This window comes from Pseudomonas sp. EYE_354, from assembly GCF_023148575.1.
Lineage (GTDB): Bacteria > Pseudomonadota > Gammaproteobacteria > Pseudomonadales > Pseudomonadaceae > Aquipseudomonas.
Genome location: NZ_JAHXNQ010000004.1, coordinates 155,677 through 177,570 on the forward strand (window position 1 = coordinate 155,677; position 21,894 = coordinate 177,570).

At 59.1% G+C, this 21,894-nt stretch carries 16 protein-coding genes and 1 pseudogene; 4 read left to right on the forward strand and 13 right to left on the reverse strand.

Annotated features, from left to right (window positions below; all coding sequences use genetic code 11):
• Positions 1–3: 3 nt before the first annotated feature.
• The 10 genes from fliI to fliS all read right to left on the reverse strand — a co-directional run bounded on the left by fliI (position 4) and on the right by fliS (position 10,475).
• Positions 4–1,362 (reverse strand): flagellar protein export ATPase FliI, encoded by a 1,359-nt coding sequence (gene fliI / locus KZX66_RS07180; protein WP_248077908.1) that lies wholly within the window; start codon positions 1,360–1,362, stop codon positions 4–6.
• On the reverse strand, positions 1,352–2,116 hold the full coding sequence (gene fliH / locus KZX66_RS07185; protein ID WP_248077910.1) for a flagellar assembly protein FliH: 765 nt from the start codon (positions 2,114–2,116) through the stop codon (positions 1,352–1,354). The genes fliI and fliH overlap by 11 nt, the downstream gene beginning before the upstream one ends.
• A 10-nt stretch (positions 2,117–2,126) precedes the next feature.
• Positions 2,127–3,146, reverse strand: a complete 1,020-nt coding sequence (gene fliG / locus KZX66_RS07190) for a flagellar motor switch protein FliG (RefSeq protein ID WP_248077912.1) — start codon at positions 3,144–3,146, stop codon at positions 2,127–2,129.
• Positions 3,139–4,920 (reverse strand): flagellar basal-body MS-ring/collar protein FliF, encoded by a 1,782-nt coding sequence (gene fliF, locus KZX66_RS07195; protein WP_248077914.1) that lies wholly within the window; start codon positions 4,918–4,920, stop codon positions 3,139–3,141. Before fliF ends, fliG begins: the two co-directional genes overlap by 8 nt.
• Positions 4,921–4,936: 16 nt before the next feature.
• The gene (gene fliE, locus KZX66_RS07200) at positions 4,937–5,266 is read right to left on the reverse strand and encodes a flagellar hook-basal body complex protein FliE (protein ID WP_248077916.1); all 330 of its coding nucleotides are present in this window, start codon (positions 5,264–5,266) and stop codon (positions 4,937–4,939) included.
• 132 nt (positions 5,267–5,398) lie between these two features.
• On the reverse strand, positions 5,399–6,775 hold the full coding sequence (locus tag KZX66_RS07205) for a sigma-54 dependent transcriptional regulator (protein WP_248077919.1): 1,377 nt from the start codon (positions 6,773–6,775) through the stop codon (positions 5,399–5,401).
• An 8-nt stretch (positions 6,776–6,783) separates the two neighbouring features.
• Entirely contained in the window at positions 6,784–7,995 is a 1,212-nt protein-coding gene (locus tag KZX66_RS07210) for an ATP-binding protein (RefSeq protein WP_248078192.1), read from the reverse strand.
• A 110-nt stretch (positions 7,996–8,105) separates the two neighbouring features.
• On the reverse strand, positions 8,106–9,581 hold the full coding sequence (locus tag KZX66_RS07215) for a sigma-54 dependent transcriptional regulator (protein WP_248077921.1): 1,476 nt from the start codon (positions 9,579–9,581) through the stop codon (positions 8,106–8,108).
• Between the two features lie 167 nt (positions 9,582–9,748).
• Complete coding sequence (fliT, locus tag KZX66_RS07220) at positions 9,749–10,045, reverse strand: flagellar protein FliT (RefSeq protein WP_033901076.1); 297 nt, start codon at positions 10,043–10,045, stop codon at positions 9,749–9,751.
• Positions 10,046–10,070: 25 nt separating this feature from the next.
• Positions 10,071–10,475 carry a flagellar export chaperone FliS gene (gene fliS / locus KZX66_RS07225; RefSeq protein ID WP_248077923.1) on the reverse strand — a complete coding sequence of 135 codons (405 nt, stop codon included), beginning with the start codon at positions 10,473–10,475 and terminating at the stop codon, positions 10,071–10,073.
• Positions 10,476–10,734: 259 nt separating this feature from the next.
• Between fliS and KZX66_RS07230 the strand changes: the two genes are divergently transcribed.
• From KZX66_RS07230 to KZX66_RS07245, 4 genes are read left to right on the forward strand one after another with little or no spacing between them, the layout of a single operon-like run.
• Positions 10,735–11,859 carry a DegT/DnrJ/EryC1/StrS family aminotransferase gene (locus tag KZX66_RS07230; RefSeq protein ID WP_248077925.1) on the forward strand — a complete coding sequence of 375 codons (1,125 nt, stop codon included), beginning with the start codon at positions 10,735–10,737 and terminating at the stop codon, positions 11,857–11,859.
• The gene (locus tag KZX66_RS07235) at positions 11,856–13,001 is read left to right on the forward strand and encodes a hypothetical protein (protein WP_248077927.1); all 1,146 of its coding nucleotides are present in this window, start codon (positions 11,856–11,858) and stop codon (positions 12,999–13,001) included. The genes KZX66_RS07230 and KZX66_RS07235 overlap by 4 nt, the downstream gene beginning before the upstream one ends.
• On the forward strand, positions 12,998–13,789 hold the full coding sequence (locus tag KZX66_RS07240) for a class I SAM-dependent methyltransferase (protein ID WP_248077929.1): 792 nt from the start codon (positions 12,998–13,000) through the stop codon (positions 13,787–13,789). Before KZX66_RS07235 ends, KZX66_RS07240 begins: the two co-directional genes overlap by 4 nt.
• Before the next feature lie 2 nt (positions 13,790–13,791).
• The gene (locus tag KZX66_RS07245) at positions 13,792–18,126 is read left to right on the forward strand and encodes a glycosyltransferase (protein ID WP_248077931.1); all 4,335 of its coding nucleotides are present in this window, start codon (positions 13,792–13,794) and stop codon (positions 18,124–18,126) included.
• A gap of 104 nt (positions 18,127–18,230) precedes the next feature.
• On the opposite strand, the pseudogene ltrA reads toward KZX66_RS07245, so the two are convergent.
• From ltrA to KZX66_RS07260, 3 genes and pseudogenes are all read right to left on the reverse strand, one after another.
• Positions 18,231–19,509, reverse strand: a pseudogene (ltrA, locus tag KZX66_RS07250) (group II intron reverse transcriptase/maturase).
• Positions 19,510–20,017: 508 nt separating this feature from the next.
• Positions 20,018–21,418 carry a flagellar filament capping protein FliD gene (gene fliD / locus KZX66_RS07255; protein ID WP_248077933.1) on the reverse strand — a complete coding sequence of 467 codons (1,401 nt, stop codon included), beginning with the start codon at positions 21,416–21,418 and terminating at the stop codon, positions 20,018–20,020.
• An 81-nt stretch (positions 21,419–21,499) separates the two neighbouring features.
• Positions 21,500–21,850, reverse strand: a complete 351-nt coding sequence (locus KZX66_RS07260; RefSeq protein ID WP_248077935.1) for a flagellar protein FlaG — start codon at positions 21,848–21,850, stop codon at positions 21,500–21,502.
• Positions 21,851–21,894: the final 44 nt, after the last annotated feature.

Here is a 21,894-nt window from a genome sequence, read left to right on the forward strand (position 1 = left end):
GGCTTAGCCGCCTGGCGCAGGGGCGAAGATGGACTGCAAATGCGCTTCGCTTTCACCCATGCTGATCTTGTCGTTGAGGCCCTGGCGCAGGTAGGTCACCAACTGCGGTTGCAGGGCAATCGCCAGGTCGGTGTCGCGGTCACCACCGGCGACGTAGGCGCCCACGCTGATCAGGTCGCGGCTCTGTTGATAGCGCGACCACAACTGCTTGAACTGCTGGGCGCGGATCATGTGTTCCGGTGTGACCACCGCCGGCATGACCCGACTGATGGACGCTTCGATATCGATGGCCGGGTAGTGCCCTTCTTCGGCCAGCCGCCGCGACAGCACGATGTGGCCGTCGAGCACACCCCGCGCCGAGTCGGCAATCGGGTCCTGCTGGTCATCGCCTTCGGACAATACGGTGTAGAACGCGGTGATCGAACCACCACCGGCCTCGGCATTGCCCGCGCGCTCCACCAGTTTGGGCAGCTTGGCGAACACCGAGGGCGGGTAGCCTTTGGTCGCGGGCGGCTCTCCGATGGCCAGGGCAATTTCCCGCTGGGCCTGGGCGAAACGTGTGAGCGAGTCCATCAGCAACAGGACGTTCTTGCCCTTGTCGCGAAAATATTCGGCGATGCGCGTGCAATACATCGCGGCGCGCAGGCGCATCAGCGGCGCATCGTCGGCGGGCGACGCCACCACCACCGAGCGTTTGAGACCTTCTTCACCGAGGCTGTGCTCGATGAACTCCTTGACTTCCCTGCCCCGCTCGCCGATCAGCCCGACCACGATGATGTCGGCCTCGGTAAAGCGGGTCATCATGCCCAGCAACACCGACTTACCTACACCCGTACCGGCGAACAGACCCAGACGCTGGCCGCGGCCGACCGTCAATAAACCGTTGATGCTGCGAATCCCCACATCCAGCGGCACGCTGATGGGGTTGCGGTTGAGGGGGTTGATGGTCGGGCCGTCCATCGGCACCCAGTCTTCGGCCTTCATGCCGCCCTTGCCGTCCAGCGCGCGACCGGCGCCGTCGAGCACACGGCCGAGCATGCTCATGCCCATCGGCAGGCGGCCCGTGTCTGCCAGGGGCACCACGCGCGCACCGGGGGCGATGCCCGCCAGGCTGCCGACCGGCATCAAAAAGATTTTATTGCCGGAAAAACCCATCACTTCGGCTTCGACCTGCACCGGGTGGTAGCTGTCGTCGTTGATCACCATGCAGCGGCTGCCCATGGCGGCGCGCAGGCCTTCGGCTTCGAGGGTCAGGCCGACCATGCGCAACAGGCGCCCTTCGAGGATCGGCTGCCCAGGCAACTCGGTGGCCTCGGTATAACCGTCCAGACGCTTGGCGAAGCTGGTGCGATCAAGGCGCATCGGCGGCGTCCAGGTCCACGCTCAGGTCGGGCTCGGCCGGGTTGAGCGCTTGCTCGTGCTGCTGGTCCAGCAGCTTGGCCATGATCTGACTGATGCGGGTTTCCACCGTGGCATCAATGCGGCTGTGTTCGGTCTCGACCCGGCAACCGCCCGGTTGCAGCGCAGCGTCTTCGACGATGCGCCAGGTTTCTTCGTGGCGCTCGCGCAGGGCTTTGACCTGCTCGAAGTCCTGCGGGTTGATATACAACCGCACGTTGCCCACGCCCAGGGGCAGCAGCTTGAGGGCTTCGCGCATCACGCTTTCGATCTGGCTGGAATCGAGCACCAGTTCGCGCTGGATCACCTGGCGCGCAATGTGCTCCACCAGGCGCACCATGGCTTTTTCAATCTGCGAATCCTGCTCGGCGATGGGCTCGAACAGCCCGCCCATCAAGCGTTCCAGGCTGGCCAGCTTGACGCTCAGCGCCGCCTCGGCTTCCTGGCGCACTTTGAGAGTGGTGCTGCGAAAACCGTCTTTCTCACCGGCGGCGAAGCCTTCGTTGTAGGCTTCCTGGCGGATGCTTTCCAACTCTTCCAAGGTCAGTGGCTGGACCTCTTCGAGCGGTACTTCTTCCATCTCCACCGGTTGTTCGATAACCGGTTCCGGCTCGGGCTCGGGCACGTGCGGGTCGAAGCTGGGCAACGACCAGATGTCGAACCCACCGACATCCCGTGCGCGAATCAGATCGCTGGGCGCCTCATCTTTGTTCGACATGCAAAGCGCCTTAGATCATTTCTTCGCCGCCCTTCCCACCGAGAACGATTTCTCCGGCTTCGGCCATACGGCGGGCAATGGTGAGGATTTCTTTCTGCGCGGTTTCCACGTCGCTGACACGCACCGGGCCTTTGGCCTCCAGGTCGTCGCGCAGCAGCTCGGAAGCCCGTTTGGACATGTTCTTGAAGATCTTCTCTTTGACGCCTTCGTCGGAACCCTTGAGGGCCAGCACCAGCACGTCCGAAGACACTTCGCGCAGCAACGCCTGGATGCCACGGTCGTCGACATCGGAGAGGTTGTTGAACACGAACATGAGGTCTTCGATCTGACCGGACAGGGTGTCGTCGATCTCGCGGATCGAGTCCATCAACTGGCCTTCGACCGAACTGTCGAGGAAGTTCATGATATCGGCCGCGCGCTTGATGCCACCCAAGGTGGTGCGCGAGGCATTCGAGTTGCCGGAGAACTGCTTCTCCAGAATGGTGTTCAATTCTTTCAGGGCGGCCGGCTGTACGGTGTTCAGCGACGACACGCGCAGGATGATGTCCAGACGCACTTTATGGTCAAAGTGGCCCAGCACTTCACCGGCCTGGTCGGGGTCGAGGTAGGCCACCACGATTGCCTGGATCTGCGGGTGCTCGTAGCGGATCACATCGGCGACGGCACGCGGCTCCATCCACTTGAGGCTGTCGAGGCCACTGGTGTTGCCGCCCAGCAGGATGCGGTCGATCAGGCCATTGGCCTTGTCTTCGCCCAGGGCCGAGGTGAGCATCTTGCGGATGTAGCTGTCGGAACCGACGCCCAGGCTGGTCTGGTCGCCGACGATCTCGACGAACTCGCTCATCACCTGTTCGACTTGCTCACGATGCACATTGCGCATTTGCGCCATGGCCACGCCGACACGCTGAACCTCTTTGGGGCCCATGTGGCGCAGCACTTGGGCGGCGTCGGTTTCCCCCAGCGACAGCAGCAGGACTGCGGCTTTGTCGACCCGGGAGAGTTTGGCAACAGCGGCTCGATTATCACTCATCTGCGTTGATCCACTCTTTCACGACCTGGGCCACACGACCCGGGTCTTCTGCTACCAGACTTTTGATTGCGTTCAACTGAGCGTCGTAACCTTCGCTCGGACTAGGCAACAGAATGCTTTGCGGGCCGCCGAGGCTGACGCGGTCGTTGGCCAGTTCGCCATCCAGGCCGCCCATGCCACCGAGCTCGACATCGCCGCCGCCAAACGCCGCCAGCTGTTGCTTCTTGCCGTTGCCGGTGATGTTGTTGAGCACCGGGCGCAGCACGCCGAACACCAGCACCAGGATGAACAACACCCCCAGCACTTGCTTGACGATGTCCCAGAACCACGGCTGGGTGTAGAACGCCGCTTCGGCGATGACTTCACCACGCTCGGCGGAGAACGGCATGTTGATCACGCTCACGCTGTCCCCACGGCTGGCGTCAAAACCGACGGCGTCCTGCACAAGACGGGTGAAGCGCGCCAATTCGTCGGCGCTCCATGGAGCACGGGTAACGGCGCCGTCCGCGGGGTTGACCTTGACCTGGTCGTCGACCACCACCGACACCGACAGACGATTGACGCGCCCTTGCTGCTGCTTGGTGTGGCTGATGGAACGGTCGAGTTCGAAGTTCTTGGTGGACTGGTTACGCTTGTCCGCCGGGTACGGGGCGAGCATCGGCTGGCCGGTGGCCGGGTCCATGATCTGCTGACCGTTGGCGTCCAGCAGTGGCTGGCCAGGCTGAATCGCGCCCGCCGCAGCCGCAGTGCCGCCAGTGGTTTGCGGGGCCGAGGCCGGTGCCGGTGGCTGGTTGCTCAGGGCACCCGGCACACCTTGCGGGCCATTGCTGGCAGTGCGTTGTTCGCTGGTGGACTGCTCGCTGCGCAAGGCCGGCTGGTCAGGGTTGAATTGTTCGGAGGTCGATTCGACGGCACTGAAGTCCACGTCGGCGGACACTTCAGCTTTGTAGCGGTCGTTGCCCAGCACCGGCTGCAGGATGTTGTGCACACGCTGGGTGAGCATGCTTTCCATGCGGCGGCTGTAGTCGAACTGCTTGCCGGCCATGGTCAGTGCGGAGTTCTCCGCCTGGTCGGACAGCAGGTTGCCCTTTTGGTCCACCACGGTGATCTGGGATTTGCTCAGTTCGGGAACGCTGGTGGCCACCAGGTTGATGATCGCCATCACCTGGCCAGGCTCCAGGGAGCGGCCGGAAAACAGCTCGACCAGCACCGAAGCGCTTGGCTTGCGCTCATCGCGCACAAACACCGAGCTTTTCGGAATAGCCAGGTGCACACGGGCGCCCTTGACGTTGTTCAAGCTGGAGATGGTGCGCGCCAGCTCGCCTTCCAGGCCCCGACGGTAGCGAGTCGCTTCCATGAACTGGCTGGTACCCAGGCCCTGGTCCTTGTCGAGGATCTCAAAGCCGATGTTGCTGTCGGACGGCGTCACACCGGCGGCGGCCAGTTTCATGCGCGCACGGGCCACATCGTCGGCCTTGACCAGCAAAGCGCCGGAATTGGGTTCTACGGTATAGGCGATGTCGGCGGCGGCCAGGGTTTCCATGATCTGCTTGGAATCCATACCCGCCAGGCTGCCGTACAGCGGCCGGTAATCAGGTTGCTGCGACCACAACACCACGGCAAAACCAATCGCCACGCTGGCAGCCAGGCCAACCAACAGGCCCACCTGACGCAACATGGTCATTTCCGAGAGGTTTTCCAGGAACGACAGGCCGAACAGCGGCGGCTTGCCGTCTGCCTTGGCGGGTACGTTGTCCACGACTGCTTCTGCCATGACTTAAATCTCGCCCTTAAACCGGCATCTGCATGATGTCTTGATAGGCCTGAACCAGCTTGTTACGCACTTGGGTCAGGGCCTGAAAGGAGACGCTGGCCTTTTGCGAAGCGACCATCACATCGGTGAGGTCCACGCCGCTTTTGCCGATCTCGAACGCGTTGGCCAACTGGCTGGAGGCTTGCTGGGTATCACTGACTTTGTTGATGGCCTGGCCGAGCATGTCGGCGAAGCTGCTTTGGCTCAATTCCGGCGCTGGCGCGACGGATTTCGGCTGAGCCATGGCATCCATCTGCATGGAGCGCATATCCAACATCAACCGATTGAACTCAATACCCTGGCTCATGACCTTCTCTCTCCGACAACCCGTATTTTTTTTGACGCTACGCCGCAATTACTAGGGGAAGTAGCAACAAGGGTGCCAGCTCTGTATCAACTCGTAAGAAAAGGCGACAAACCTTGTCAGGCTTGTTACCGGTTATGTGGCAAACAGATAGGCTTCCACATCCATCCCGGCGTCACGCATCTGCGCCAGCTTGTAGCGCAGGGTGCGCGGGCTGATGCCGAGGCGCTCGGCCGCTTCTTTGCGGCGGCCGCGCTCGGCGCGCAGGGTGTCGATGATCATCTGGAATTCACGTCGACGCAGGTCGTCGCCCAGCCCGCCGGCAGGCTCCGCCTCGACCACCACCGGTGCCGGTGCCAGCGTGGGCAATGGCGCGGCCCCGCTGCCCGTGGCCAGACAGAAGTCCTGGGGCTGAATCAGGCCGCCCTGCTGCAAAATCAGCGCGCGCTGGATGGCGTTGTCCAACTCCCGCACGTTGCCCGGCCATGGGTAGCTGATCAGGCACGCCTGGGCCTCGGCCGACAACCGCGCCTGGGCGTGCTTCATTTTTTTGACGTGGTTGTTCAGCAGACGCTCGGCCAACGGAACGATGTCGGCCGGACGTTCGCGCAACGGGCGCCAGGCCAGGGGAAACACCGACAAGCGGTAGAACAGGTCTTCACGGAAACGCCCCGCCGCCACCTCGCCGGCAAGGTCGCGGTTGGTGGTGGCGACCACGCGGATATCCAACTGGATCGGCTTGCGTGCGCCCACCCGCTCCACTTCGCGCTCTTGCAGCACCCGCAGCAGCTTGGCTTGCAGCCCCAGGGGCATTTCCGAAATTTCATCGAGCAGGATGGTGCCGCCGTCGGCCTGTTCGAACTTGCCCGCCTGGGCGGCGATGGCCCCGGTGAACGAGCCCTTTTCATGGCCGAACAAGGTGGCTTCAAGCATGTTGTCGGGGATCGCCGCGCAGTTGATCGCGATGAACGGCTGTTTGGCGCGGGTCGATTGCTGGTGGATATAGCGCGCCAGCACCTCTTTACCGGTGCCGGACTCGCCGGAGATCAACACGGTGGAATCGCTGCGTGCCACGCGGGCCGCCAATTCGAGTAATTGCGCACTGGCCGGCTCGAAGGCAATCGGGCCCTCGCCTTCGCCGGCCGGGATCACGCCCAGGGCGTGGCGCGCCACCAGCTCCATCAGGGCCTTGGGCTCGAAGGGCTTGACCAGATAATCCGCCGCGCCCTGACGCATCGCATCCACCGCACGCTCGACCGCGCCATGGGCCGTCATCAACAACACCGGCAGTTGCGGCTGACGCGCACGCAGCAGCCCGAGTAATTGGTGACCGTCCATGCCCGGCATGTTCACGTCGCTGACCACCAGGCTGAAGGACTCCTGCTCGACCGCCTCCAAGGCGTCCTCGGCTGAACCGACCGCCCGGTAGTCATGGCCCGCCAACAGCAGCGTGTCAGCCAATGCTTCACGCAGGGCGCGATCGTCTTCAACCAATAGAACCTTGATAGCCATGTTCTTCGTTACTCCGCGCTTGCCGCGCACGAAAACAGCGGCAAGGTCATCAATGCACAGGTGCCACGCCCCACACGGGAGTGCAGTTGCAATTCTCCCTGATGCGCACGTGCCACGGCCTTGACCACGGTCAGGCCGAGCCCGGTTCCGTTGGTCTTGGTGGTGAAAAAGGGTTCGCCCAGGCGTTGCAGCACAGCGGGCTCGATCCCGCTGCCGCTGTCGCTGATGCACAGGCGCAGGGTTTGCCCGCGGTTGTACAGGTGCACTTTGAGCCGCGCCCCCACCCCACTCGCCTGGATAGCGTTTTCGATCAGGTTAAGCAGCGACCCCACCAGGGTGTCGCGGTTGCACAGCAGCTCGCCGAGGTGGCTGTCGCACTGCCAGCGCACCTGAGTGTCCTGGATATGGGCAGTGGCCGCCGCTTGCAGCGCCTGCATCAGTTGCGCCGGGGTCAGGCGGTCGGTCAGCGGTAATTCGCCACGGGCAAACACCAGCATGTCGCGCACCTGGTGCTCCAGCTCATGCAAACGCTCTTTGAGGCGCCCGGCAAAGCGTTGCTGGGTGGCGGCGGGCAGTTGCTCATCAGTCAAATGGCTGGCGTAGATCAACGCGGCCGACAGCGGCGTGCGGATCTGATGCGCCAAAGAAGCGACCATTCGACCTAACGAGGACAACCGTTCATGGCGCGCCAACTGGTCTTGCAGGTGGCGGGTTTCAGTCAGGTCGTTGAGCAACACCAACTGGCCGGGCTCGGCGTCCAGGGAGCGAGTGGCAATCGACAGCCGGCGCCCGTCCTTGAGGGAAATTTCATGGCCATCGTCTTCACGCGGCGCGAAGCAGCGGGTGATGACATGGCGCCACAACTCGCCTTCCAACGGCAGGCCAAGCAAGTCGCACGCGGCTGGGTTGGCTTCGCGCACACGGCCTTGGTCGTCGATGACAATAACGCCACCGGGCAGCAGGTCGAGCAGGTTTTGCAGACGGTTGGCCAGGCGTTCTTTCTCGGCCAGCTCTTCCATGCGCTGGGCGCTGACCACTGCCAGCTCGCCTTTGAGCTCGGACACCCGGGCTTCGAGCAGGCTGTAGGAATCCGTCAGCTGGCTGGACATCTGATTGAACAGCGAGAAGGCCTGCTCCAGGCCATTGCGGCTTTGCTGTTCGACACAGGGGACGAGCCCCGAAAGATCGGGGGCCGAAGATAGTTGGGCGGCGTGGGGCATCATGCTCTCTCGCTGGCTGACCGTCAGTTAAACGGAACGTTGCGAGGGCTGTAGCAATACCCGTGCCTAAAAAAAAACCGCTGACGAATCAGCGGTTTGTGTTTTAGGCGTCAATCATCCGCCTGTTCATCGCCTTCGCGACGACTCATTCCGTACTTGCGCATCTTCTCCACCAGGGTGGTTCGACGGATGCGCAGACGCTCGGCGGCACGGGCGACGATGCCGTTGGCGTCGTCCAGAGCCTGTTGGATCAGGCCTTGCTCGAGGTTGCCGAGGTAGTCTTTCAGGTCGAGACCTTCGGGCGGCAGCATGGCAGTGGAACCGAAGTCCGGGGTATGACCGTTGATCGCCACCCGCTCTTCCATGTCGCTGCGCAGGCTGTCGACCATCTGCTCGTCTTCGTCGTCGACGTAGCGGAACTTCTTCGGCAACTCGACCACGCCGATCACACCGTAGGGATGCATGATCGCCATGCGCTCCACCAGATTGGCCAGTTCACGCACGTTACCCGGCCAGCCATGACGGCACAGCGACATGATCGCGGCGGAATTGAAGCGAATCGAGCCGCGCTTTTCGTGTTCCATGCGCGAGATCAGTTCGTTCATCAGCAGCGGGATGTCTTCGACGCGCTCACGCAGCGGGGCCATCTCGATGGGGAATACGTTGAGGCGGTAGTAAAGATCTTCGCGGAAGCTGCCGACCTCGATCATGCTCTCGAGATTCTTGTGGGTCGCGGCGATGATGCGCACGTCGACGCTCTGGGTCTTGTTACTGCCCACGCGCTCGAAGGTGCGCTCCTGCAGCACGCGCAGCAGCTTGACCTGCATCGGCAGCGGCATGTCGCCGATTTCGTCAAGGAACAGGGTGCCGCCGTTGGCCAGCTCGAAACGCCCGGCACGGCTGGTGATCGCCCCGGTAAAGGCGCCCTTCTCGTGGCCGAACAGTTCGCTTTCAAGCAGTTCTGCCGGGATCGCCCCGCAGTTGACCGGCACAAAAGGCCCGTCGCGGCGCTTGGAGTGGTAGTGCAGGTTGCGCGCGACCACTTCCTTGCCGGTGCCCGACTCGCCGAGAATCAGCACGCTGGCGTCGGTGTCGGCCACTTGCTGCATCATCTGGCGCACATGCTGGATGGCACGGCTGGTGCCGACCAGGCTGCGGAACAGGTTGGGTTCACGGTGGCGACCGCGCTCACGAGCCTGGTCATACATCTCGCGATAGACCTGGGCACGGTGCAGGGAGTCGAGCAGTTTGCTGTAACTTGGCGGCATTTCCAGGGTGGAAAGCACGCGGCGGCGCTGGTCTTCCGGCAGCTCGATGGAAGAAATATCACCGATTAGCAACACGGGAAGGAACTCATCCCAGGTAGACAGTGTCTTTAACAAGCCCAAAACAGCACCAGGAGCGTTTACCGTCCCGATCAGCACGCAAATGACTTCACGGCTCGATGACAACGAGCTGACAGCCTGCTGCCAGTCATGGCTGCCGCAGGCTAAATTTTCTTCGCCAAGAAAATTTAAAATCACCGCCAAGTCGCGGCGCCGGACGCTATCGTCATCGATCAGCAGAATTTTGGTTTCACGCCACATGCAATAGCAACTTCCCTAGTAAACTTCCTGCCCGGTGTAAGGGCAATCGAGACGGCTGTAGGACTTCTTACTCTATAGACGTCTGAACTCTGAAAACAGCACTAGTTAAGTCAAAAAAGCTGGCACGGTCAAATTTATGACGCGCCGGATGGATTAACTGCGTCTGTTCAGCCGAACAGATGGTAGACCTTTGACGCATTTTTCGCTTGGTTGATCTGCGACATCTCTTCGAAAATCGCCTGGCGCTCGCCAGTCGTCACCTCGAGCAACTGCTGGTACACCGCCAACAGGCTCTCAAGCTTCTCACGCAACGCATCCTCGTCCACCGGCGCCTCACTGAGCACCTGCTCGATCACGTCGCGACAACCCATGTCCAGTTCGCCAATGGCATCCCAGTTACGGTCCGCCAGCGCGCCCATCAGCGCTTCACGGGTTTCATCAATGCGTTGCAGTGCATGGCTCATGACAGGTTCCTCAAGGCCGCAGGCCTTATTCTGCTGCGCCTTGTGGCGCGCCGATGGCATCCCAGCCTTCTTTAACGGTAATCATCAAACGGGCGACTTCGTCGATCATGTCGGCGTCGTTGTGCAGGTTCGCCTCCATCAGACGGTTGGTCATGTACGCGTACAGGCTTTCCAGTTGCTGGACGTAGGCCGGGTTATCGCTTTTTTCCGCATCCAGACCATCACGCAGGCCGATCACAATGTCGATGGCCTTGCCGAGCATCAAGCCCTTCTGGGCAATGTCACCGCGCGCCAATGCGCCCTTGGCCTGAGCCATACGGTCCAGGCCGCCTTCCATCAGCATCTGCACCAGACGATGCGGGCTGGCTTCGGAGATCTGAGCATGGGAATTGACCTTCTGGTATTGGCGAAGGGCTCTCATGGGATTCATGTTTCTACCTCGTGACAGGCGACAGCGAAAAGGATTTCAGTGACTAGTATGTCGACTGGGTTACCCATTACTTTAATTCGACGACTGTTAAAAAAAACCAGTGCTCAAGGCATTGGTTTTTTGCATGCCTGGCAAGCGCCCTATTATAAGTACGCAACCTCGTCCGCTGCCGCGAACCTGCTCGACTGCTGTTGGTACGCTTCCTGCTTCGCCCTCCAGCGATAGCAAAAACGATATTTCATTGACAGTCGTGGGTACCATGAAAAACATCATCAAGTTGTTAGTACCAGAGATGCCGAAAGTCGAGCAAATTCTCCCGTACTGGCAACAAATCGATGAGAACCGGTGGTATACCAACTTCGGCCCACTGGTCACCGAGCTTGAAGGTCGATTATCGCGCTCATTCAGCCGGGAGCCAGCGCAGGTACATGTTGTATCCATGGCCAATGGCACCTGTGCGCTGCAAATAGCCCTGGAAGCATTAAAATTACGTAAGGGGGGTCGTGTACTCGTCCCTGGATTGACCTTCGTAGCCACGGCGACCGCCATCATCCGGGCCGGGCTCACCCCTCTGATCAGTGACGTAAACCTTGACAATTGGCTGCTTACGCCGGCTATCGCACGGAATGTCCTGGCTGAAACGCCCTATGACGCAGTAATGCCGGTGGCCACTTACGGTTGTCCTCAAGATGTCGCAGGCTGGGACCTATTCAGTGCCGAAACCGGCATTCCGGTGGTCGTGGATGCCGCAGGTGCCTGGGGCAACCAACAGATAGGCCTGACGACAAAAGTCGCTTTCAGCCTCCACGCGACCAAGTCTCTGGGCGGCGGAGAAGGTGGGTTCGTGGCGTCGCGACACCACGCCTACGCCCAAAGCATGCGAGCATTGAGCAACTTCGGTATCGACGCCCACAGTGGCGGCCTGGTCTTCGAGGCAGGTGAGAACGGGAAAATGAGCGAATACCACGCCGCGGTTGCATTGGCCGCGTTGGACAATTGGCCAAGCGTCTCTGAGACACGGCGCAGCCTGCATCAACGTTACGCCGCACAGCTACTGAAAAAAATTCCCTCACTCAAACTTCAGGTCAAACCCATGGATGGCCTATACAGCTTGATGCTGGTACTCCTGCCGCCAGGATTTCGTGGTGTGGATATTCAACTGCGCCTGCTTGGCAAAGATATCGAAACACGCCGCTGGTATTGCCCTCCGCTGCACAGCCATCCGGCGTTCCAGGCATGCACGGCAGGCCCGCTACCCATGGTTGAGCTGCTGGCGGAGCGCTTGCTGGGCTTACCCTTCCATCTTTCATTGACAGACGCAAACATCCAAAGAGTTATCGACTGCCTGGCAGAGTTGCTAGCTGCACAGCCGGCGGCGCAATGACTCCGATGTCGGGCGACAAGCCTTTGGTTGTCATATTCACCGGCGCCAACGAGCGTGCGGTCGGGGCTTTTTGCCGCTCCCTGCAACGCGATCATATCGACTTCGTGTTGATCACGCGCAACGCGCAGGATCTGTTGTACCGCACCCGCCTGCAACGTCACCTGTTTGCTCAGCGTACGCTTGACGCCTTGGACGAAAACGAATTCAAGCGCTTGCTGCTCGACGTCAAAGCCCATTACCCCAAGCGTGCTTTGACCTTGGCGCCCAGCGCCGAGTCGATAAATCGCTTGTTACTCGGCATGCAGGACTGGATGGAGCGCGAAGGTATCCAAGGCATCACCGTCAGCCCGGCGATTTACCGGTTATTTTCCGACAAGGAAAAGCTCCTTGCAGCAGCGGTGACAGTCGGCCTGGAAATACCGGCAGCGGTGGAGCAACTATCAGAAAGCCAAATACCTTTTGTACTCAAGCCCAGAGTCGAAAGCGGCGCCCACGGGCAACGCATTTACCCGCTACTGGTACGCAATGTCGCCGAATATTCCGAACATGCCGTCAGCTATGACGCGAAGCGTTATTTGATTCAGCGCTACATAGACGGGCAGAGTTTTTACTACGTCTATTTCCGCAACGATGCGGGTGTTGTCGCGCTGTTTCAACGCAACATCGTCCAGCAGGCGGCAGGCAAGTCGATGGTCGCCGCCGAACTGGTGAGATGCCCGGATGCAGATACGGACCAGCGCCTGCGGGTACTACTCGAACAGCATGAATATTGCGGTTTCATCATGTTCGAGGTGATGGAGAGCGCTGGCCGGCATTTCCTTATCGAAGCCAATCCGCGCCTTTGGGGGCCGATGCAACTGGCTTTGGAGAATGGCTTCCGCGCCAGCTGGCTGGTTCAAGCCCGTCACACCCCGCCACAGATGACCACGCCGCTACGCTTTCTCGGTCTTTGGCGACGGGACAAATACCTCTGGCTCGGCGGCTTTGTAGGACAGTCACGCAGTGATATGCGTTTTTTTGTCGGCTCTCAGCGTTGGCTGTGGAAGGCCTGCTGTTGGTTACCGCGCTATGACATTTGGTTCTCCACCGACAGCCTTCGGCTGTTTTTCTTCGAGCTCTTTCGTTCAGGCAAACGCCAATGACCAAAGAACAATTACTGGCGCTATACATGCACTCTGGCAAACACGCCAGCTATCAACCGCTGCCTGAGTTTGTGGTCGAGCAGTTGGGTGTCGACGTTCCTGTGAACCCGCGCTGGCGCGCCGACCATGGACGCCTTGATTACCTCAAAGCACATTTTGATTTCAGTGGGCAGCGGCTGCTGGATGTCGGTGCCAATACCGGATTGTTTACCACTACCCTCGCCCACGCGTACCCCACAAGCCATTGCGTTGCTTGGGAACTGGACGAGAGCAGCGCCGACTTCATCCGCGCTCTAGCCACTGAATTCAATCTGGCAAATGTTGAGGTGGTGCAGCAGCCGCTTGACTATCAGATCGCCCAGGCCATGCCGGAGCATTTTGACACCCTATTGCTGTTCAACGTACTGCACCACGCCGGAGTCGATTTCGACGCCGCATTGGTACCCGATAAACAAGCGCTGCAAGACTATATCCAGGGTTTCCTGAAGGGGCTTCGTCCAGCAGCCGATTGTCTCCTCTACCAGATGGGGTTCAATTGGGGCGGTGATACCGCCCAACCCGTGGCAGGCCGCAATGCGTTGGTCGAAAAGCTTGCTTATATCGAGGCGGCGCTGGCCGGGACCGGATGGAGGATTGAACACGTCGGCCTGGTACTGGATCCGCAGACCCGGAAAATCGAACTGTTCGATTCGGCCGGCGCCCTTGCCCATGCTGACCTATGCGATCGCCTGGGCCGCGAAGGCGGCCTCAGCGAGTTCTACCTTCGCCCCTTATTTAAATTGGTGTGAGCATGACCACTACTCCTCCAGCCGACCGCTTGCCGCTGGTCAGCATTGCGATACCGGCCTACAACCCGCGCTTCTTTGAGGCAGCGTTGAGCAGCGCACTGGAACAGCGTTATGCCAATATCGAAGTCGTCATCACTGACGATTGTCGCAGCGATGGCATTCGTCTGATCACCGAGCGTCTTGCTGCGCATACGACTGTACCGGTCCGCTACCTGCACAACGAACACCAGTTGGGCGGCATGCTGAACCTCAACCGATGCCTGGAAGAGTCCCGCGGCGAATACATCAAGTTTCTCAACGACGACGACCTGCTACTGCCAGATTGTGTACAGCGCATGGCCGCTGTGCTGCAAGCGCGTAACGATATCTCGCTGGTCACCTCGCGACGCAGGTTGATAGATGCCGAAGGTGAGCGTCTGCCGGATATTCTCGAGACATCCGGCGTGTTCGTCGAAGACACCTGCCTGCATGGCGAGGACGTTATTTCGCTGCTCTGCGACTGGCCCACGAACTTCATTGGTGAACCGAGCACCGTAATGTTTCGCCGTGCGCAATTGATCGACAAGGTGCCGCACATCTGCGCCCTGGGTGGTGTAGTTATTCGTGCCATCAACGACCTTGCATTGTTTGTGAATCTGCTGCAGGAGGGCCATCTGGCTTTTCTGCATGAACCTCTGTCGTTTTTCCGCAGGCATGCCGAGCAGCGCCAGAACCAGTCCGACATGCGAGCGCTGTTCAAACAGGGCCGCGTCGACTTCATCCAGCAGATTCGTGCACTTGGGTTATACCGCCCGCAATTCTTATTGCAGGTCCGTCGTGCGTCCTTGTCAAAACCTCAGGCTTTCACACTGTTTCGATTGCGCGACGCTTACGTTGCACCCCATTCTCAACTTGGCGATTCACTCAACGACACCGGCGCACTCACCGAAATGTGCGAATTGCTGGAGGTGGAGCGATCATCTGTTCCGGACGACGAGCCACCCGTCGGTGTAGTTATCCATGCTTATCATCCCGAAATGTTGCCGGACATTTTTCGGCGCCTGATTCAGTTGCATGAACGCCTGCATCTGTATGTCACCTGCGTGGCCGGAGATGAAAATGACGTACGCGGCCAATTAGCCACCACTGGACTCGGTTATTCGTTATTCAGGGTGCCAAACCACGGCCGAGACGTTCTACCCTTCCTGCGGGTATTGCCATTTTTACGGGCCGATAACATCCACACATTGGTCAAGCTGCACACAAAGCGCTCTCTGCATCTGGGCGCGGACAACGCCTGGGCCAGCCAGCTTTTCGATGACCTGCTGGGCCCTGTGCGATTCCGCCAATCGGTAGAGTACCTTGCCAACCCGATGCACCATCCAATGCTCGGCACAGAGCAATACCGTCAGCCAGTGAGCACCAACCTTGATGACAACAACCGCGTGCATATGCTGGCGCTTGCCCAGCGTGCGGCTATTGATCCCCAGCAAATCGATGACGCGGACTTTTTCGCCGGCACCATGTTCTTCATGCGTATGGATGCCTTGGCCCCGCTGGAACACATGCAGCTTACGGGAGCCGATTTCGAAACTGAATCCGGCCAACTCGATGGCACGCTTGCCCACGCCTTCGAACGTTTTTTTGGCGTGCTGGCAAATATTGGTAAACAGCAGCGCAACATCCGCCTGTATCAACGCTGGCTGGATACCCGGCAGTTGGCGGCCGCCGAGTTCGAAAGTTTGCCGGCGCGCCTGGCGAGCTGGCCACAACAGCCGGGCGTGTTGGTGATCGTGACCGATACCACCGGTGATATCGCGTCATTACGCGACAGCCTGGACAGTATTGGGCGCCAGCTTTACCAGGCGGCGGCAGTCGCCGTGCTGTCCAACGCCGAACCCGAGGGCGTGACGCCGGCTGATAATCTGGTCTGGTTGCCTCTGGCTGATGCTTGGCCGAGCCAGCTCAATGAGCTGCTGCAAGGCATTCAGACCGACTGGTGTTATCTGCTGCGCGGCGGCGACCAGCTCGACCCCCACGCATTGCTGTTACTTGCCGAAGGCATTGCGCTGAATCCGGGCATCAGTGCCTGTTACAGCGATGAAGACACACTGACCGCAGCCGGCTGCCAGAACCCGGTGTTCAAGCCGGACATGAACCTGGATCTGTTGCGCAGTTATCCGTATGTAGGCCGCAACCTGGCCTTCAGCCGCGAAGCCGCGTTGCGGGCCGACGGCTTTGATCCCGCCCACGCCGAACTGGCACCCCATGACCTGCTCTTTCGGTTGGTAGAGACCCACGGGCTGGGGACCGTAGGTCACCTCGCCGAAGTGCTGGTGCACCAGGCAATCAACTTCGGCCAGTGGCTTGGCGAACCCCAGGTAATCGCAAACTCCGCCGCGGTTACGCAGGCACATTTGCAGCGCTTGGGCGTGGCTCATGAGTTACGTGCGGGCCCCTTGCCGATGGTCACCCGAGTGGTATACCAGCACTTCGGCAAACCGTTGGTATCCATCGTGATTCCCACCAAAGATCAACTGCCAATGCTGATGCGTTGCATTGAAAGCCTGATGGAGAAAACGCTTTACACGAACTACGAACTGATCATCGTCGACAACAACAGTGAAACCAATGAAGCCCGAGAATGGTTCGCAGGCATGACGCGCTTGAACGACGCCAAGGTTCGTATCCTGCGCTACCCTCATCCGTTCAACTATTCGGCGATCAACAATTTCGCCGCGAGCCAGGCCCGCGGCGAGTACCTGTTGTTGCTCAATAACGACACCGCTGTCGTTGATGGTGGCTGGCTTGACGCACTTATCCATCATGCCCAGCGCCCGGAAGTGGGCATAGTCGGGGCCAAATTACTGTTCCCACACGGAACAATCCAGCACGCTGGCGTCGTTCTTGGTCTGCGTGGCGTCGCAGATCACCCCTTCATCGGCGAACCAATGCTGTCCAACGGCTACCTTCATCGTTTACAGATTGATCAGAACTACAGCGCAGTCACCGCTGCCTGCCTGATGATCCGTACCGAGTTGTACCGCCAGGTGGGGGGAATGGACGAGACCCAGCTTGGAGTTTCCTATAACGATGTAGACCTGTGTCTGAAAGTCGGCCAGGCCGGGCAATTGATCGTATGGACACCGTATGCAGTGTTGATGCATGAGGCCAACGTAAGCCAGAACAAGGTCGACAAGACAAGACTGGAAGCCAAACGCGAGCGTTTCAAGCGTGAACAATCAGTGATGTACGAGCGATGGCTACCGCAGCTCGCAAGCGACCCGGCCTACAATCGCAACCTGACGCTGGAGGGCAGTGGCTTTGCTTACGAATGCCGCAGTGAAGTGAGCTGGCAACCCTTCGCCAGTCGCGCTCTGCCTTACGCATTGTGCTACCCCGGCGACTCTTTCGGCAGCGGACATTATCGGGTGCGTCAGCCCTTCGCTGCACTGCAAGCGGCGAGATTGATCGAGGGGGAAGTGAGCGACTTGCTGCTGCAACCAGTGGAACTGGAGCGTCTGAACCCGGACACGATCCTATTCCAGCGCCAATTTACCAAAAACCATCTGGAAATCATCCAGAACACTCGGTCGTTCTCCAAGGCATTCAAGGTTTACGAGTTGGATGACTACATCCTTGATGTACCCGCCGGCAACATAACCCGCGGACTGTTTCCCAAGGACACTGCCAAGCGTCTAAAGAAAGCAGTGGGCCTTTGCGATCGACTGGTGGTGTCGACCCAGCCGCTGGCCAATGCGCTGAATAGCTTTAATACCGATATCCGCGTGGTAGAAAACCGCCTGCCAATCCAGTGGTGGGGCGGCTTGGTCGCCCGCCGCCGGCAGGGCAGCAAACCTCGGGTCGGCTGGGCGGGAGGCTCAAGCCACGGTGCCGACTTACAAGTCATTACCGAGGTAGTCCGCGAACTGACCGATGAGGTCGAATGGGTGTTCATGGGTATGTGCCCGCCAGCCCTGCGACCTTATGTCCATGAGTTCCACAGCGGAGTCAATATCGAGAAATACCCGGCGCGACTGGCCGGTTTGAACCTGGACTTGGCGCTGGCTCCCCTGGAAGACAATTTTTTCAACGCCTGCAAAAGCAACCTGCGCTTACTGGAATACGGCGCGTGCGCTTTTCCGGTCATCTGCTCGGACATCCTCTGTTATCGAGGCGACCTGCCGGTGACAAGGGTGAAGAACAATGCAAAGGCCTGGGTTGCCGCCATTCGCGAACACCTCGCTGAACCGGACGCCAGCGCTGCGGCTGGAGATGCTTTACGCCGCGTAATCCTGGATCAATGGATGCTCAAGGAGCAACACCTGTTGGCCTGGCGCAATGCCTGGCTGCCTTGACTGGTTTTGCCACTCAATCGGCATAGGGGGCGGCCTTCATAGGCCTCTCCCCTGCCGCACCACCCGGCATGCGGGTCCGCACTGGGCGGTTCGAGAGATTGAGATTATGAGAGACGCACCAATCCCAGCCTGTCGAACCACGCCAGATCCAACGCTCGATTCAGCTCAAATAGGCTGTTACGCCACCAGCTATACGAGCTGGCCGCCACGTTTCCGGCCGATTGGCTGCTGGCTCCCAACGCCCGCAGTTCACGGTAGATCGTCGGACCGCGCTTCCGTTGCTTAAGCTGGATCGCTCGCAGTCGGTGTCGTATCCATTCATCCAGCTCTCGCCAGATTTTCGGTGTTTGCGACAACCCAAAGTAAGTTTTCCAGCCCAGGAGATACGGGCGTAGATTCTAGACAACTTGTCACAGACTGCGACCGCATGAGCGACGGGTGAGCTCGCGTATCCGTTGCTTGAACTGCTTGCGCGCCTTGACCGCTACCGCTCTTTTGACGCCTTGTGGAGATGCCCAGAAACTTGCAACCATACGCACGAGCCACCGCACTCTTGCTCTCGTTGACGCTCAAGTGCCGCTTTTCATACAGACGCTTCAGTAAAGCCATCACCCGCTGCCCCGCCCTGCGGATGCAAACGTACACGTTCGCATCGTCGGCGTAGCGCACGAAACAATGGCCTCGACGTTCAAGCTCTCGATCCACTTCGTCCAGCAGCACATTCGCCAGCAGCGGCGACAGCGGGCCGCCTTGCGGCGCCCCGCAGCGGCTTTTCTCGACCATGCCATGATTCAGCGTTCCTGCATCCAGATACGCACGAATCAGCCGGATAACCGCCCGATCCGCGACCCGCTTGCGTAAACGACCCATCAAAATATCGTGGTCGACCCGGTCGAAGAATTTCTCCAAATTAACATCCACCACCGCTTTGCGACCCGAGGATACGTAACGCTGAGCCGCCAATACGGCGTCCTGCGCAGAGCGTCCCGGACGAAAGCCGTCGCTGTGTTCACTAAAAGTCGGATCGAGTAATGGTTGCAAGACTTGCAGCAACGCTTGCTGGATCAAGCGGTCGGTGACCGTTGGAATACCCAACTCGCGTTCGCCGCCGTCAGGCTTGAGGATGACCACGCGGCGTACCGGACTGGGTCTGTAGACACCTGAGAGAAGCTGTTCATGAATCGCCGCCCACTGAGTCAGTAGATGTTCGGCCGTCTGTTCAATATCCAGACCGTCGACTCCTGCTGCACCTTTGTTGGCCTTGACCCGCTTCCACGCTCGCTTCAGGTTTTCTCTCGCAAAGGCTCGTTCCAGCAGCCCTTGGCCTGCGTTATAGGGTTTATTTTGCGGGCGATTGACCTCGTCGCTGATGGGACCTCTCACGGTTTCACCGCTCGTTATCTCCATCCGCCCCGCGTTTGGCAAGCATCTGACTTCCGGTCGTTCGCATCAACATGGCCTATGACGCTTTCTCTCGTTCGGCCCTTCGTCAAAAAAAGACTACTACGGCCTCTGCTGACTTCTCGCTCCGGCTAGCACCGTTGCCCTTTCAGGCACAAGGCGAGATCTCCCCAGGTAAGAACGCAATCCTTCCCCGCACAACCGCCGGATTTACGCAGCCTGATCTTTGACCACAAGAGCTTCGCGATTTTTGGCTCGCTCGCCTTGTATCCGGTTCTAGTCCATCGGCTCACGGTTTCGATTCACGCTTCCTCCCCACACTCAGTCACCCTCCTGCAGTTGCGCTTCACTTCGTTCGCTGTGGTCAGCTTATGGCGGAACTTTCACCCACAAGATTGCGCCCATGCTGGGCGCACCAAAAATAAAGCCCGGGTCAAGAACCCGGGCTTTATTTACAGTAAAACCTATTTCAGGACTAGACACCCCTCAATCAGCTGTCTTTCTGATTATTCAGGGCGTTGAGGGTGCCCATGACGTTGTTACTTTGCTGACGCAACTGCGCGACCAGGGAGTCCATGGCTGCATATTTGTTGGTAAGCGTAGTTTGATAGTCAGCGATACGCTGATCCAACGCAGCTTGTTGCTTGGTAAGGTCTTTGAGGCTATCGGACAGCGAGGACGCGCGCGTCGCCAGCAGACCGGTGGTGGGCTTAGCATAGTCTTCGGTTGCTGCGGTCAGACGCGCCAGCAGACCGCCCTTGCCATTGAAAATACTGCTGATGTCTGCAGAATTGGTTTTCATTGCATTGTCCCACTGCTTGTCATCGATCGACAGCATGCCAGTGGTCTGATCAGTCTCGACGCCGAACTGTGCCAGGGACTTCAAGGTCCCGCTGCCCGACAATGAGTTGAACTCGTTGCGGATCGACGCCTGCAACGTACGCATTGTGGAGTCGCCGGTCAGAGTGGCCGCGACTGGGTTACCAGCGGCATCCTTGGTCACCGCAGTTTCGGCGGTCATTGCCTTGAGCAACGCATTGTAGGTGTCGACAAATCCCTTGACGCCGGATTTGAGCGCGGTCGTACTGGTGCTTACAGAGATCGTCGAAGCATTACGTTTAGGGTTTGTAGAAAGATCGCCTGCGGTCGTCAGTGGCGAGACCGAGAGCAACTTGATACTAACGCCACTCACTGCATCGCTGATGTCGTTGGTCTTCGACTCGGCGGAGATACCGTCGATGGTGTACTTGGCGTTCTGCGGCGGATCGACGACCGTATAGCCTGTGTCGATGCCGGAATTACCCGACATAGTCAAGTCTGTACCCACACCGCCGGTGGTAGACGTCAGGATCAACCGAGAACCATTGGAGTCGTTGAGTACGTTTGCACTGAGGCCGGCGGTCGCGAATTGCGTGTTGATAGAGTCGCGCACCTGTTGCAGGGTCGCGCCAGGCGGCACACTCAAGTCGAAGTTCTTGCCTGACTGACTGATCGTCAGCGTGGTTGCCGAAGCGGTTTTGTTGACGACCGTTGACGCGCCACCGGAGAAACTAGCGGTCGTCAACTTTGAAGGCTTCGCCAATTGCGATACCACCAGGGAGAAAGAGCCGTTGGAAGCGCCCTGCCCTGCCGTCATGGTGGCGACCTTTTCATCCGAGGAGGTGCCGGTCAACCCACTGAAGCTGTTGTCGGTGCCCATTGTCTTAAGCGCACCACGAAATGCGTCCAAAGCCGCCTGAATCTTACCGATGGACGAAAGTTGAGTGGTAGCTTTCTGCGATTGAGTGTTGATCTGAAGCTGCTTCGGTGCTTTTTCAGCATTCACCAGCGACGTGATAATCGAACTGGTATCGATTCCAGAACCAACACCACTGACCGTTGTACCCGCCATCATCTTTCTCCTAATTCGGTAGTTGCCGTCTTCTTGACAGACAACGCTTCAAGAAATGACCGCAACAAGTTTCATGCCAGCTCAGACCTTTTCGTCGAACAGCACGCTCCGCACATTCGCCAAATCTTGCGCCAACTTCAAAGCAGTTTCCGACGGGATCTGACGAATGACTTCGCCGGTATCTGTGGCGATAACCTTGACAACTACCTGATGCGTGGAGTCATCAATTGAAAAGTCCAGGCTGCGTTGAGACGCCTGTACAAATTCTCGAATATCTGTAACAGCTTTTTCCAGGTCAGCCCGTTGCGGCTTACCTGCCGTCGGTGCAATGGCTTCGACCTTGGTTTTATCTTTGTCCGCGATAACCGGAGCAGGTGCGCTTTGAGGTGCAACCGGTGGATATGACGAGGCAAGTTTTACACTCATGTCCATGACCAATCTCCTCTACAACCGAAAAAGACGAAAGGGCACGTAAA